We start from the raw sequence: 14,713 nt of genomic DNA, 5'->3' as shown, positions 1-14,713 counted from the left end.
GTTATCCACAATAGGTTTAGATTCAAATTAAACTTTTTTTTAGATCAGTCGAAACCCTATATTTACCGAAAATTCAGCCCATGCAAATCCTGAGTACCACAGAAGAGAATTACCTGAAATGCATTTACCAACTATTGAAGGAAGGGAGCGAAAAAGTCGGCACGAATGAAATTGCGGCATTGACGGGAACCAAAGCTGCCTCTGTTAGTGACATGTTAAAAAAGCTGGCGGAGAAACAACTGCTCTCCTACCAGAAATACCATGGCGTAAGTCTGACAGAAGAAGGTGCCAAAACAGCCCTACTCATCCTTCGACGATACCGACTTTGGGAAGTGTTTCTGGTAGAAAAGTTAAAGTTTAACTGGGATGAAGTAGCGGCCCTAGCCGAAGAACTGGAACACGTAAAAGCTCCCCCACTCGTCAGGCGCTTGGATGAATACCTGGGTTTTCCGAAATTTGACCCGCATGGAGATCCCATTCCGGATGAATTTGGAGAATGGTCGCATACACCTAGAATGCTGCTTCAGGAAGTGTCTCCGGGTAAAGCCGGAAAAATCGTGGCGGTCACCAACAACTCTGCGGCTTTTCTAAAATACCTGGATAAAGTAGGTATTTACATTGGTGCTAAGATCGAGGTGTTGGATAAAATTGAATTTGACGGTTCCCTGGAGTTGCGGATCGACGGGGATAAAAGGAACTTCCTGTCCCGGGAGGTGGCTGCCAACTTGCAGGTAATCCTGCACCCATCTTAAAAGCTGCGGAACCTGAAGAATCGTTTTATCGTTTACCGGAATGATTCGCTTCTTATCTCATATAAGAAGTAGAAATTTTGAAATAATTAGAAAAATAAAAAACAGCAATGAAAAAAGTTTTGGGAATGCTGGCAATAGGGCTTTTGATAACAAGTCAATTGCAGGCCCAGGAAAACGAAATTACCTGGTATAGTTTTGAGGAGGTCATCGATAAAGTGGAAGCAGATCCCAAAATGATCCTGATAGACGTATACACCGACTGGTGTGGCTGGTGTAAAAAAATGGACAAAGACACCTTTACAGATAAAGACGTGATCGCTTACGTAAATGACAATTTTTATGCAGTGAAACTAAATGCCGAGGACAGTAAGAAAAAATTTAATTTTCGTGGCAAGGAATACTCGGAACAGGGAATGGCCCGTGCCATGCGGGTTAGTTCCTACCCTAATTTTGTCATCATGGATGCCGCCATGGAAAACATTACGCAATTGCCAGGATACCGGGAAGCCAAGCCTTTTGTCAATTCGCTGGTAGCACTCCTGGAAAATTTCAAGCACTAAATGAGCTCCCATTTCAGCCGCATCGGAGATACCATCGTGGCACTGGCCACTCCCCAGGGAGTAGGTGCCATCGCCGTCATCCGTCTCTCCGGTAAAGAAGCCATCCAGATAACCAACCGTGTATTTTTTGGTAAAAACCTGGAAGAACAAGCCAGCCATACCATTCATTTCGGTACCCTTCGTGATGGGGATAGGGTGATCGATGAAGTACTGGTATCCGTATTCATTTCGCCACGCTCCTTTACCAAAGAAAATGTCGTGGAAATTTCCACCCATGGCTCTTCATACATCATCAATCAGGTCCTTCGCTTACTGATCCGTCAAGGTGCCCGGCCGGCAGAACCGGGAGAGTTTACCCAACGGGCCTTTTTGAATGGCCAATTTGACCTGGCCCAGGCAGAGGCCGTGGCCGATCTGATCCATTCCGATTCGGAAGCTTCTCATCAGGCTGCCCTGCATCAAATGCGGGGAGGCTTCAGCCAGGAAATTCGCGAATTGCGCGAAAAGTTAATTCATTTTGCCTCCATGATCGAACTGGAGTTGGATTTTACGGAAGAAGACGTGGAATTTGCCAGCAGGGATGACTTGCGGGTATTGGTTGAGAAGCTACTTCGGGTAGTGGAAAACCTGATCAGCAGCTTTGATTTGGGCAATGTGATTAAAAACGGGGTTCCCACGGTGATCGCCGGTAAACCCAATGCGGGCAAGTCCACCTTGCTCAACGCCCTGTTGAATGAAGAAAGAGCCATTGTTTCCGATATCGCTGGCACCACCCGGGATTCGATCGAGGATGAAATCAATATTGGCGGGGTGATGTTCCGTTTTATAGATACCGCCGGCCTCCGCGAGACCACCGACACCGTCGAAGCGATGGGCGTAAATCGCACCCGGGAAAAAATGAAATCCGCTTCCCTGATTCTCTACTTATTTGATTTAGGCGATACCGACATGGTGGAAATCAACCGGGACGTAAACAAACTGGAAAATATAGGGGTGCCCTTTATTAAAGTAGCCAATAAATTGGATAAGTCTAATAATCAATTTATCAGTGAGTTAAAAGAAAAGTATCCGGATACTATTTTTATCTCCGCCGGCAAAAAGGAAAACCTCGACGTGCTGAAGGAAAAGGTGCTGGAACTGGTCAATCTGGATAAATTCCGCACCGGCAATACGGTGGTCACCAATATCCGGCACTTCGATTCCCTGACCCGTACCCGACAGTCTTTGTTGGATGTTTTGACTGGCCTGGATGAAGAAGTGACCAATGATTTTGTGGCCATGGACATTCGTCGGTCTTTACATTACCTGGGAGAGATCACAGGAGAGATTACAACGGACGATTTGTTGGCCAATATTTTTAGTAAGTTTTGTATCGGAAAGTAACCTTTGAGGTTTTAAAAACCTCGAAGGTTTGACCGTGAAAATTAGTGATAGATCCTCGATTTTAACAATACTTAAAATGTCGGTCTAAGAATTAACTCAATACCTTTCCACCAAAGTGTAAGAACACCTGACACTACCGGAAGATTTTATTTCTTATTTTTCCAAAAACAAATCCAAGATTTCTACTGCTATGGCAAATCGGTATCAATTTTAGGGAAAATTACCCTCAGCCTAGTGCTTAAACTCAAAAAATGGTGCTTACGATCGGTAAGATCAGAATGCTCGCAGAAATGTTGGACTTACTAGCTGAGGTGCTTGTTCAATCTTATAAAATGGACGGTAGGCAAAAAACAGGTACTAATACGTTTGCTTTTATGGTTTTTCCGGTGTATTATTACACCATAACTACACAGGAATGGCCAGACAAACAATAACAGTAAACGAGCCGAACGACCGATGGATGAAGGAAAAAATCCAGGGTAACGAATATGCAAGTAAGAGTGAGTTGATCAATGACTTGATCCGTAGGCAAAGAGAACAAGAAGAAGAACGAATTTGGCTACGAAATGAGCTAATCAAAGGTGAGGAAAGCGGACTATCCAGTAAATCTATGGCCGAAGTATTGAAAGATGCCAAAACGCGGGCTAAAAAAGGATAATGAAATATGTACTTACTCGCCAGGCTGAGGAAGACCTTATCGAAATTTATTTGTATGGTCTGAAAGTTTTTGGACCTTTGCAGGCAGAAAAGTATCACCACTCAATCGAAAAAGCATTTGAGAGGATAGCTGAAAACCACAAGATGTTTCCCCTGGCTTTGCATATCCGGGAAGGATACAGGTATTGTGTCCACATCTCGCATACCATTTTTTTCACGGTAGAGGATCGGGTCAGAATAGTCAGGATTATTGGTAAACAAAAATTTCCTTAAACCATGATCAAGTCAGGAAAAGAATATACTGCCATAATAAACAGAATTGTGGAATTTCTTGCTGTTTCTGAAAACATAGAAAATCCGGAAGCGAAGGGTTACGTGGAGCTTAATTTGCTTTCCGATTTGGTGGCAGATTATGAAGAAAAACATCACCCAATTCAGCCTCCTCTCCTATCCGAAGCCATAAGGAAAAACCTGAACTTTTTCCCTGAATTTGAGTACCAGCTAGGTACCATAAGTACACAAAATATCATGATAATTATCAAATCAAGGGAGTTTAGGGACAACCAGAAAAAGTATTTCGAACTGGCGTTAAAACAACAGGTCATTGTCCAGCAGGGAAGAAAACACGCCTTCGCTATTACTCCAATCAGTGAGGACGACCAATATTTTATGGATCCCAAGGTGAAATCTGAGTTAATGGAAGGAATAGCCCAGCACAAAGCCGGAAAGACGACAAGGGTTGATCCCAAGGATTTTGACAAGCTTCTTGGGCGATGAGCTATGCCAATGAATTCACAGATAATTTGGATAGATCCCAATTTTCTTTCTATTCCAACAAAAAACAGGCATTTCTTTTGCCAAACTATTTTGCTTATTTTTGCGTTTGCAGTGAAATAGCTTGATTTAAACTATTCATAAAGGACATGAAGGTACTGCTCGACATAAAAGACGACAAAGCGATGCACTTATTGGAAGTGCTCAAAGGTCTCACCTACGTGAAAACAAAACAGCTAACTGATGCCAAAGCGCTGCTTATGAGCGAGGTCAGGGAGGCCGTGGAAGAGATGAAGCAAATCCGGGCAGGTAAAAAACAAGCTCGAGATGCGGAAGATTTCCTCAATGAGTTATTGCGTCAAATCCATTGAAGTTTTTGAGCGGCAAGCTAAGAAGCTCTCATAAAAATATCCTTCACTTTAATCTGAACTGCTAGACCTGGTAAAAAAGCAAAAGAAAAACCCGGATCAGGGTACCGCCATCGGCAATAGCTGCTACAAAATACGCCTGGCCATCAAGTCAAAAGGCAAAGGGAAGTCAGGTAGGGCCAGGTTGATTACCAATTTTGTTGTGGCCAATGACACCGTTTACCTGGTCTCCATTTACGACAAGCCCGAAAAGGATAACCTTTCCGATAAAGAACTGGACGAACTGTTGCAGTTTGTGCCGGCATGAAAAACACGCGGATCACTCCCTGGTTTTCAATGATGACGCTTCTTTGACTGCTTGGAACAATTTTAGCAGTATAGGTATAACATTATTTTAAACCGATTCTATTTATAACGTAAGGGCTTCGGAATCGGCTTCGTGTGACTTTTTTCAGAAAAAGATAGAAGATATCAAAAGAATTCAATGTCATCATTGAGGTAGTAGCAGAATTTCTAGCTATTCCTGAAAAACATTGAAAATCTGGAGGCCAGATGCTATGTAAAATTTGGAGTTCGATCTGATTAGGTTGAAAAACACCGCCCCATCCAGCCACCTACCCTCCTAAAAAACGTTATATAATGAAATATTTCAAATGGAAGGAAAATAAACCTCTTTTTCTTACTTTGTGATAGAATAAATCCGGTCAAAAATGAAAAAAATAGGATTAATCGGCGGTACTTCCTGGCACGCTACCATTGTTTACTATCGTCTTATAAATGAGATGGTGGGAGAAAAGATCGGTACGCAGGGTAATCCGGAACTGCTTATCTACAGTCTCAATATTGAGCTGATGCGCGAGCAGAATAAGGAAAAAATCAATGCAAAATACCTGGAGATTGCACAAATCCTTCAAACTGCAGGTGCCAAAGCGTTAGTGATATGCGCCAATACTCCGCATATGGTTTACAACCTTGTGCAACCACAGCTAGCCATTCCAATCTTGCATATTGCAGATGCCATCGGCAAAGAGGCACAAAAAAAGAATCTAAAAACCCTGGGTCTGTTGGGCAACAGGCCCACGATGACGGGTGATTTCATTCCCTCTCGTTTACAAAAGGAATTTGACATACATACGATAACCCCCGACGAAATCCATATTGAGCGAAATCACCATTACATATCCAATGAACTGACGCAAGGGGTTTTTAGCGAAGAGGCAAAAGCGTTTTTCCTGGAACAAATGGAATTCTTACGGCTAAAAGGAGCGGAGGGTATTATTCTGGGATGCACAGAGCTCCCAATGCTTATGGATGAGAAGGATTTTGATTTGCCACTCCTTGCTACCACAACGCTTCATGCAAGAATGGCTGCCGATTTCATTTTGGAATGATTTCAGCCGAATTGTTCGTTACCCTGTTTCGTTGACAGTTCAAAATGAAGGCCAAAAAAAAGTCGAGCGTATCATCCCTCTGTTACCTGTCGGATCACGCGGAGCCAGTTCAAGCCGAGGATTTTCTTGATTCGCTTATCGCTATAACCGAGGCGCTGCATAGCCATGGTTATCTGGGGAAAATCGCTGATATCCTGAATTTCGCGAGGCAGCTCAGGACCGCCGTCTAAATCGGAACCTATGGCGACATGGTCTTCTCCCACTAAATTTACCCCATAGTCGATCACTTTCGCCAACTGGTCAACGTGCATCCAATAGGGGTCCGGAATCGTTCCCGTGAAATTCAGCGGGACCTCTTTCATCAGTTCCTGATCCACTTCTTCAATGGTCTTCAATTCAGCGCCTTGAACGGATGCGGGCGTGGTCTCTTTTGTATCTGTCTGCCATTCCCAGTATTTTGGGTTGTTAAATAGGCTGCCAAAGTGAATCCCTATTACGCCACCTTTTGATGCCACCGCTTTCGCTGCTTCGTCAGTAATACAGCGCGGATGAGGTACGATGCTGTAGAAACCTCCATGACTATAGATAATAGGATGCTTACTCGCCTCGGCCGTTTGCAGGATCGCCTCATTGGATGCATGGGCAATATTAATGACCATTCCTAGACGATTCATTTCGGCGATGATGTTTTCCCCTAGCTCATTAATACCACCCCATCGTCTGACATCATTGCAGGTATCTATAAACGCATTGGTGGTATTGTGGGCGGTCAGCTGCATTGACCTAAGGCCTAATCGGTAAAGTGCACGTAGTAGGTTGATATCTCCGTCCAGGTCAAATGGGCCTTCTAAATCCAGAAATGCCGCAATCTTTCCTTTTTTGGTAATGCGTACGATATCCGAGGCGGTAAGCGCAAGTTCGATCACCGCATGGTTCTTTTCGATTTGGTCCAGTGCCAGGTTCACCACGCGAAAGGTGTTTTTTGTCTCGAACCTTCCGGGATAATAGTGTTCAGGTGTATAAACAGAAAAAAACATGGCATCTACACCACCTTCTTTAGCCCTTGGCAGATCGACGGTCCCATCGGTATAGCGCTGTCCAATGTCGGTACCGAACAGTAGCTCGCGGGTCATGACGTGCGTATGCCCGTCCATCACCAAGGCCTGGTGATGTAAATCATTCATTGGCTTGGTGGGGGGATCTGTAGGAAGATTCATTCCGGTGGCAGAAGCAGCTTTTAAGGTTTCTATTGGAAACATACTTCCTGCAATCGGAATAAGTGTTAAGTTTTTTATAAGGTCTCGGCGTTTCATGAGATTATCAATTATGAGTCAAAACCCCTAATGTAGGGCCGGCTGGGGGGCCGTTCACCTTTATTAAATTGTGCACCCCGGGTGGATTGGTAGGTCATATCCATGTAAGGCGTCTCGATGCGACGTCCAATGGGCGTGTACCGACCATTTTCCCAGTTGGATTCCATGTAATGGTTTACAATTCCGGTGGAAAGCAGCAGTCGCTCAGCAGGGAATGGTTCCTTTTTGGTAACCATCATCTCTGTTATCCAATGCGGTTGGGCGTTTGAGGCATGGTATTGATCGAAAGGGCCTGCCCAACCCAGCATAGAGATGATCGCCGGGTCTTTTTGCCCTTCGATTTCGCCAGCGTAGGTCCAGCCCACACCCCGGCCAGAGAGTACAGCCGCGTTCGTTCCATCATTATACTCCACCAAACACAGATTTGCCTGGGCGTTCTGCTGAAAATGTCCAGGCGCCAGTTCGAATTTTTTCTCCACCGAATCAAGCAATTTCAGCGCCCAGGAATTCCGTTCTACCCATTTCCAGGTTTCAGGCCCTCTGATCGACTGAACTGACTTGACGCCTGTCTCTCCTCCCTTCCTGCGCTCTACAAAGGCTTGAAGTACGTCTATGCAATGGAAAATGCCGCCTTCGTCTGATGCTCCTCCAAGTACGATCGAATGTTTTATGGGCGTATCGATATCGAGCTCTATCTCAGGCTTACGGTAGTAGATGGGTATAGAGGAGCCGCCGGTCAACGGGAAATTCAGCTCTCGGGATTTGTCAAACATCCACTTAGCTTCATCCCAATTGTAAGAGAGGTGTTTGTCGTTAAAGACCGGCACAGAGCGTTTACTCTGCTCGAAAACCTGTACAACCTGGCTGTAGATCAGCCAACGGGGCAACAGCCAATGTCCTTTCAGGTCCTTTGGATAATCTCCATGTTCTCCCACAATAACCACACCATCCACTGCAAGTTCCTTTCCTCCCAACATGACAGCATCCCCTACGTTACGAAAGATCGGAATACCTTTGGCCTTTGCTACTTTTCGACCCAGTTCACTTTGGTCATGTTGATGCAGAAAGATGGAAGCTACCTCAACTCGTGATGGTGTATGGGCACCCTGCCACCAATATCCGTCAATCAACTTGGTTACGATCCAGTCTGCATGGGATCTGGTAGCACCCCAATAGCTGGCCAAAACGGCGATGCGGGGTCGTCGTTGTGGAGACTGCGCAGCAGCATTAAAGCCGATTCCAGTAAAAGTGGCCAAACCGGCCAAACTGGTTATTCCAAGCATTTCACGGCGTGTTAAGAAAGCGCTTCTCTCTTTCTTTTCGGCACCTGTATTGAAACCGCAGTCCGTGGCTTTATCGTTCGTAGGTCTTTTAGCCATATTGTTTGATGAATTACTGGTAAGAAATTAGTGGGTAAATCGTTCGCCTAGTACAAAACTATACAAATATTTAGCAATCGATTCCTACCTATTGGTCTTTTTTCGAGATTATTGGTTCGAGATTAGGGAGGGAATTGAAAATTCAGGAGATCTCCTGACTGGATTCCAAAATGAGCTGGACCGCAAAGGATTTGGTGGCGGATTACGAGGAATTGAACCACCCTATCCAGCGTCTTACCCTCTGCTAAGCCATAAAACTCCGAATACACGAAATAATTAAAAAGCACTTGCTCACTATTTGGGCGCAGGTAGTTCCAGAAAGATTAATCACTTATTTTTTCGAATACCAGGCGGTGATGATCCCAAATCCCTCGTTCGAAAGCAACTTTGATAGGTGCTATTTTCAGGTTACTCAAGCGTCTACGCATAGAAGGGTCAGTAAATAGTTGAGGAACAAGCTGCAGGTAGGCCCAGTACTTTTTCCAGCCAAAAGATTTAAGTTTTTGACGCCATATTTTGATGGTTTCAATGTAGTCCAATCTACCACTATGTTCAGTAACCAGCTTAAAATACGGTGCTGCGTTTTTTATGATCTGCTCTTTTCCATACGGGATCCAGGAACCCGGAAATTCATTCATAATAAGCGCTAACAAATATTCGTTGGAATCCTTAGGTGCATGTATATCGGCACTATCAATGTCTATCATGTCTTTTCCAAAAACCATGGATTGGATAAAACAGCGTTTGCCCACCGGTATTAGACTGCTGACAATTTTAAAAAAGTCTTTATAAACTTCATCTTGTTTACCCGCCCTGTACTCATCCACCGAACAAAAATGTTCAAATGCCCCAACAGAGGCTATTGCATCAAATTTTCCAAATGTAGCAGGGGTTAGGTCGCGATAATTACAGATATGTACATCAAGGCCATTGCGCTTACAAGCATTATATTGACCCTCCGAGAGTGTAATTCCAGTTCCTATTGCTCCCAATTCTTTAATATAAACCAAAAAAGGCCCCCAGCCCGAACCAATATCCAAAACCCTATCACCTGCTTTTATTTCCAGGTATTCAGCAATAAATTCATGTTTTCTTTTCTGCGCCTCTTCCAGTGAAATTGAAAAATCCCCATCGTACTTAGCTCCGGTAAAATCAGCAGTTTCGCCAATGCTCCATCTCCATATTTTGTCCATCTTGGAATAGGTATAATCGATGTCCTGCTTGCTGGCCATATTTAATGATGTTTGGGTTGTTGTAATTAAGAAATCTATGTCCAATCTATAAATTCACGGTCGGAGCGGATGCGTTTGCCAAGTTGTAAAATTAATAAGTTGGAAATATTACATGATACAGGTGAAAATTTACATAAATTACAGGTTTTGATCAAGGAGACTTTGACATTTTAATATGGAATTCTAAGTGTAGCTGTTGCCATCTTAAACGCCCATCAATGGGAAGCTTTGGCTCCATTTCATCGCCTTCATTACTTTTTGCTAAAGCCAGCAGGTCTTTTGGCTGATTTCAGATTTGGGGCCCAATTTGCAACTATTGAACCCATTATTATCGGTAAAAATGTAATAAACGGTATAAAATGCCTTTAAAAATATTTAATAAATAATCACTCAAAATATTATTTTTGAATACCATTCTATTTTTTAAAATTATAGAACAATAGAAAGATTCAGCGTTTTTGAAACTTATAATGATGAAATCGAGCATGACGCAAGCGACTCACGGAGGGATGATCATAAAACATGCGAGATTCCATCTGACGGCTGAAAAAAAACTTATAAACAGATGAAATCGAGCATGACGTACCCGTCACACACTGGGATGATTATAAGCCATGCGAGATTCCATGTGGCCGCTAAAAGACAATATAAACAGATGAAAAAAGAAGGAAAGTAGCCTTAATTTACTTTCCTTCTTTAACTTTTGCTAGGGCATCTCCAATACCGGCCGTTGATTTGAGAAATCCATAAAACCAAAATACCCATTGCCCCTTCCTATTCCGCTATTTCCAACTCCTCCAAAGGGAAGGTATGGTGACATATAATGCATAAATGTATGATTGATAACACTTCCTCCTGCGGTGGTGCTACTGATAACTTTATCAGCTGCAACTTTGTCTTTGCTATATACATAAAGCCCCAGCGGCCGTTCTCTTTGATTGACAAAGTCAATGGCATCATCCAGCGTTTTGTATGTTAACACTGGCAGTAAAGGCCCAAAAATTTCTTCTTTCATAATGGCAAGATCCGGATCAACATTATCAAGCAAAGTAGGAGAGATATAGTTTTCCTCATCATTAGTCTTCCCTCCTGTCACTAATGTAGCGCCATTTTCAAGCGCATCATCCAGCAACCTTTTTACACGCTGATAATGATTATTGTTTACCAATCGGGCATATTTTGAACTTTCAATACCAGGTCCGTCAACACCGTACATATGTTCAATTGTACCTTTTAAATGAGCGATAAATTCATCTTTGCGATTTTCCGATACCAAAATATAATCCGTAGTAATACAGGTTTGACCGCAGTTAAAAAATTTAGTCCACACAATTTTACCTGCCGCATCGGCAAAATCAGCTGAATCATCAATTATGGAAGGGCATTTACCGCCAAGTTCCATTGTTACCGATGCCATATGATTGGCAGCGGCTTTCATCACGATTTTACCAACCCGGGTGCCGCCTGTGTAAAAAATATGGTTAAAAGGTAAGTCCAATAACTCAGAAGCCACATCTGCCCCTCCTTCCATTACAAAGACTTCATCTTTCGGAAATACCGATTCAATAATTTCTTTGATTAATTTTGATGAATGCGGTGTAAGTTCAGAAGGTTTTATGATGACTGTATTACCTGCTGCCAAACATGAAACCAGCGGTCTAAGGGTTAGCAGGACAGGATAGTTCCAGGGAGTTAAAAACAAACAAACCCCTTTGGGCTCTAAAATAATTTTTGAAACTGATGCTTCACCACCCAAATCTTCAGGTGTTGGAACAGCCTGAGGATTCATCCATTTTTCCAGATGGTCAGTGACAAAGTCAATTTCCACAATAACGGAATCTGTTTCAAACGCTTCTTCCTTTGGTTTCTTATAATCCTTGTAAAGCGCCTCATATACATTGTCAATGTTGGCAATAACTGCCTCTTTAAATTTGAGCAACCTGGCAATCCTTTCCTGAGCAGTGGATTTCTTCAATTGCAGGGCTTTGCGTTGCTGTCGTTGAAATACGTCAGCAAGGTCAACTTTCGAAAGTGTCTGTGTCTCCATCATGTTAGTTATAAGGTTAATTATTTAAAATTTATAAATGTGTGTGAATTCAAGGGTTATAAATTCAATTTCTGATTGATTCTATACGCACCACTCCCTACCATATAATTCAATCATAAATCAGGTAGGTGTCTCTACATTGTACCTGAACAAATCTAAAGAATAGCCTGAAAATGAATTAAGCCAAATGTTCCAAAAGCTGGTACCTATGTTCCATAAGCGAAAAACTCGCAGTAGCTATCACTCGACCAAGGTGAAACAATTGGACCACGATTTGAAAATATTATGGAAATACGGTAAGGTGCCTTTAAATTCAACCGTTTAGGTTCTGAATAGTGTTTATGTTAAAATAGTGTAAAAATCGCTCCGGCCATCTCCAACCTCGTCAATGCCGAAAAAGGAAATCCAAACAACCTCCTGCCCGGTAAAAGTTGTAATTGATTTCGGACTTTTTTGTAAATTTGATTCCAGGTTCAATAACTTACCCCCATGAAATCGAGCATGATGGAGGCGACACATAGAGGGATGATTATAAAGCATGCGAGATTCCATATGGCCGCTTAAAGACAATTATAAACATATGAAATCGAGCATGACGAGATCGACACACAGAGGGATGATTATCAAGCATGCGAGATTCCATCTGACCGTTGAAAAAAAATTATAAACAGATGAAACAACAAATTCTATCTGCCATTTTATTTGTACTTCCTTTGATTGCAATTTCCCAAACCGACACATACCACGATTCTTTTATCGAAAATTTTTCCGATACTACTTTTGACTATTTTAGGTATGGATCTACCGGAAACAAAACCGAATTCAAATACAAGCTTGGTGTGAATTCCCCGACCGAGGAAGGCACTAAAATCCTTTCCTTTAAAATAGACCCCCAGGATAGTGCCGGAGCAGGACGTGGGCCGGAAATTATCTCAAAGCACTTTACCCATTTTGGCAGCTACTCCGCCAGGCTGAAAGTTCCTAGTGTAGGCGAAATCCAGCCTAATGTAGGTGCTGTTGTAGGTTATTTCACCTATCATATGGATAGCATTCACGGGCTGAGCGAGATTGACTTTGAATGGCTCCTTGCAGATCCTACGGTCATTTATGTAGGCACGTGGACGGGTCATTCCGGAGAGCTTAAACGGATAGGCAGAATCATCAATTTGGCCAAAGGTGTTATCTATAGCACGGTTTATAGAGAGGACCATAAAGACATTAGGACTGCCTTATCCGGTTTGCAAAATCAGCCGGAAACCATCGAAGCAATTCCAGATTTTGATGCTTCAGCCCAATTTTATACCTATGGTTTTGACTGGCATCCGGACCGGATCCGCTGGTGGATGCTAAACCCTGAAAGTGGCGAAAAAATTGTGTTGTGGGATTATAAGGGATCTACTAGAGGAATCCCTCAACACCGAACCTACTACCGGATGAATTTCTGGCATACCAATAATTGGTCCGTTGAAACGAATCCCTTATCCACCGAAAAACCACTACAACCTTACGAGCTGGAGGTGGATTGGATGTCTTATGAACCCTTCATAAGTGATTCAGAATAGGTAATTTCGGTGATTTGTTGCCCTGCCATTTTGTCCTTCAATACTTCAATTTTTCACCTAAAAATGACAACCGAACAGTTTTGGTCAATTTTTGGAACATGAATTGTTGGCATAATTTCAGGTATGTTATCGCCTTTAAATGAAAGGAGGTGTATATGGAAGAATTTGCTTTAGCTTTATCACTTATTTGTATGGCATTTATGGGGGTTATCTTGATTCTTTTTCATTTGACGGAATCCGATGAAAATGAAAACAGAAGAAACCTGGGCTGGTAATTCAAACCAGCCTTTTTTGGTTTATGCCAGGATTTGGAAAGTCAGTTGCACTGGAATTGATAAATTTCCTGAACCTTAGAGGATAATGTCTTTTTTTTCATGAAAAGTTAAAACCGTCGAGGTCTCAAAGGCCGCAACGGATATAGCTATTGACCTTTGGGGTTTTCCCAACCCCGTATTCTTTTCGCAGGACGGTCACGAAAAAAACCGTCGAGGTCCCAAAGACCTCAACGGTTATAAACAGGGACCTGGATTTGGCTTATTTATTTACCCTCACACCAGCATAGGTCTGCCGGATGATTTTGCCATTCCGGACAATAAAGGTATCGGTGGCATAGCTCAGGTTGAATTCAGGGGTATCCGCCTCCCATAGGATATAGCCTATATCCTTGACCGCCAGGCTTTCCTTCAGGGTCAGTGTGGCTTGCCCTGCAGGAAAGGCCTTAAAGGCATTGACAAAGTTTTGCCGGATTTCATCCAGGCCCATATAGGTGCCGTTTGGGGTAATCAAAATGGATTCTTCTGTATAATCCTCCATAACTCCTTCCAGGTCATTGCTGATAAAAGTCTCCCAATGGTGGTCCAATACTGACTGAGTGAGTCCTTCATCAATAGAAGATGCTGGAGAACAGCCGGAGATGATCCATACGGCCATAAAAATTAGTAGACAAGAATACTTCATGGGTTTTGGGTTTTGAAAGGTTATAAACTCACCGGGAATAAGCTGCAGCCCTTATATCTCAAAAAGGCTGCCCGGGAAAATTTACTACTTTTATGATCTATTTATTTTTTCGAATATACTGAGTTTTTATATTATTTATAAAAAAAGAACTATTAATACTTACCTATGGAAAGGTAACCTTTATCCATTTACAGGTGGCCAAAATCCGAATTTCACCATAAGTCTTTTGTACCAGCTGTAATTAGAATGACCTATATATTTGCTTTCTAATTTGACTTTTTGTAGTTTATTGTTCTAAAAAAGTTTAGTATTAAATTATTAAATGGTTCTTCCCTTTC

The 14,713-nt window shown here is 42.6% G+C and carries 16 protein-coding genes; 11 read left to right on the top strand and 5 right to left on the bottom strand.

From position 1 onward, the window contains the following. Positions 1 to 80: 80 nt before the first annotated feature. The 10 genes from GKS34_RS02745 to GKS34_RS02700 all read left to right on the top strand — a co-directional run bounded on the left by GKS34_RS02745 (position 81) and on the right by GKS34_RS02700 (position 5,885). A complete protein-coding gene (locus tag GKS34_RS02745; RefSeq protein ID WP_163383268.1) occupies positions 81 to 752 on the top strand; it encodes a metal-dependent transcriptional regulator in 672 nt (223 codons plus the stop codon). Between the two features lie 107 nt (positions 753 to 859). Further along, the gene (locus GKS34_RS02740) at positions 860 to 1,312 is read left to right on the top strand and encodes a thioredoxin family protein (RefSeq protein WP_163383267.1); all 453 of its coding nucleotides are present in this window, start codon (positions 860 to 862) and stop codon (positions 1,310 to 1,312) included. Then, positions 1,313 to 2,695 carry a tRNA uridine-5-carboxymethylaminomethyl(34) synthesis GTPase MnmE gene (gene mnmE, locus GKS34_RS02735; protein ID WP_163383266.1) on the top strand — a complete coding sequence of 461 codons (1,383 nt, stop codon included), beginning with the start codon at positions 1,313 to 1,315 and terminating at the stop codon, positions 2,693 to 2,695. A gap of 251 nt (positions 2,696 to 2,946) precedes the next feature. After that, positions 2,947 to 3,129, top strand: a complete 183-nt coding sequence (locus GKS34_RS02730) for a hypothetical protein (protein ID WP_163383265.1) — start codon at positions 2,947 to 2,949, stop codon at positions 3,127 to 3,129. Further along, a complete protein-coding gene (locus GKS34_RS02725) occupies positions 3,111 to 3,353 on the top strand; it encodes a ribbon-helix-helix domain-containing protein (protein WP_163383264.1) in 243 nt (80 codons plus the stop codon). Before GKS34_RS02730 ends, GKS34_RS02725 begins: the two co-directional genes overlap by 19 nt. Further along, positions 3,353 to 3,625: a type II toxin-antitoxin system RelE/ParE family toxin gene (locus GKS34_RS02720; protein ID WP_163383263.1), complete on the top strand. Its 273-nt coding sequence runs from the start codon at positions 3,353 to 3,355 to the stop codon at positions 3,623 to 3,625. The genes GKS34_RS02725 and GKS34_RS02720 overlap by 1 nt, the downstream gene beginning before the upstream one ends. Before the next feature lie 3 nt (positions 3,626 to 3,628). Further along, on the top strand, positions 3,629 to 4,129 hold the full coding sequence (locus GKS34_RS23260) for a hypothetical protein (protein WP_205602009.1): 501 nt from the start codon (positions 3,629 to 3,631) through the stop codon (positions 4,127 to 4,129). A 146-nt stretch (positions 4,130 to 4,275) separates the two neighbouring features. Then, positions 4,276 to 4,497 carry a hypothetical protein gene (locus GKS34_RS02710; RefSeq protein WP_163383262.1) on the top strand — a complete coding sequence of 74 codons (222 nt, stop codon included), beginning with the start codon at positions 4,276 to 4,278 and terminating at the stop codon, positions 4,495 to 4,497. A gap of 58 nt (positions 4,498 to 4,555) precedes the next feature. Then, on the top strand, positions 4,556 to 4,801 hold the full coding sequence (locus tag GKS34_RS23370) for a type II toxin-antitoxin system RelE/ParE family toxin (protein ID WP_317167957.1): 246 nt from the start codon (positions 4,556 to 4,558) through the stop codon (positions 4,799 to 4,801). Between the two features lie 403 nt (positions 4,802 to 5,204). Beyond that, complete coding sequence (locus GKS34_RS02700; RefSeq protein ID WP_163383261.1) at positions 5,205 to 5,885, top strand: aspartate/glutamate racemase family protein; 681 nt, start codon at positions 5,205 to 5,207, stop codon at positions 5,883 to 5,885. 71 nt (positions 5,886 to 5,956) lie between these two features. On the opposite strand, the gene GKS34_RS02695 is transcribed toward GKS34_RS02700, so the two are convergent. From GKS34_RS02695 to GKS34_RS02680, 4 genes are all read right to left on the bottom strand, one after another. Further along, complete coding sequence (locus tag GKS34_RS02695) at positions 5,957 to 7,198, bottom strand: dipeptidase (RefSeq protein WP_163383260.1); 1,242 nt, start codon at positions 7,196 to 7,198, stop codon at positions 5,957 to 5,959. 11 nt (positions 7,199 to 7,209) lie between these two features. Continuing rightward, positions 7,210 to 8,577 carry a hypothetical protein gene (locus tag GKS34_RS02690; RefSeq protein ID WP_240459167.1) on the bottom strand — a complete coding sequence of 456 codons (1,368 nt, stop codon included), beginning with the start codon at positions 8,575 to 8,577 and terminating at the stop codon, positions 7,210 to 7,212. Between the two features lie 323 nt (positions 8,578 to 8,900). Beyond that, positions 8,901 to 9,809: an SAM-dependent methyltransferase gene (locus tag GKS34_RS02685; RefSeq protein ID WP_163383259.1), complete on the bottom strand. Its 909-nt coding sequence runs from the start codon at positions 9,807 to 9,809 to the stop codon at positions 8,901 to 8,903. A 706-nt stretch (positions 9,810 to 10,515) separates the two neighbouring features. Next, entirely contained in the window at positions 10,516 to 11,859 is a 1,344-nt protein-coding gene (locus GKS34_RS02680; RefSeq protein WP_163383258.1) for an aldehyde dehydrogenase family protein, read from the bottom strand. A gap of 668 nt (positions 11,860 to 12,527) precedes the next feature. Here GKS34_RS02680 and GKS34_RS02675 point away from each other — a divergent pair. Further along, on the top strand, positions 12,528 to 13,418 hold the full coding sequence (locus GKS34_RS02675; RefSeq protein ID WP_163383257.1) for a glycoside hydrolase family 16 protein: 891 nt from the start codon (positions 12,528 to 12,530) through the stop codon (positions 13,416 to 13,418). Between the two features lie 534 nt (positions 13,419 to 13,952). On the opposite strand, the gene GKS34_RS02670 is transcribed toward GKS34_RS02675, so the two are convergent. After that, the gene (locus tag GKS34_RS02670) at positions 13,953 to 14,375 is read right to left on the bottom strand and encodes a nuclear transport factor 2 family protein (protein ID WP_163383256.1); all 423 of its coding nucleotides are present in this window, start codon (positions 14,373 to 14,375) and stop codon (positions 13,953 to 13,955) included. Positions 14,376 to 14,713: the final 338 nt, after the last annotated feature.

It is taken from the genome of Cyclobacterium jeungdonense (assembly GCF_010994275.1).
Lineage (GTDB): Bacteria > Bacteroidota > Bacteroidia > Cytophagales > Cyclobacteriaceae > Cyclobacterium > Cyclobacterium jeungdonense.
This window is presented reverse-complemented; position numbering and strand designations above follow the sequence as displayed.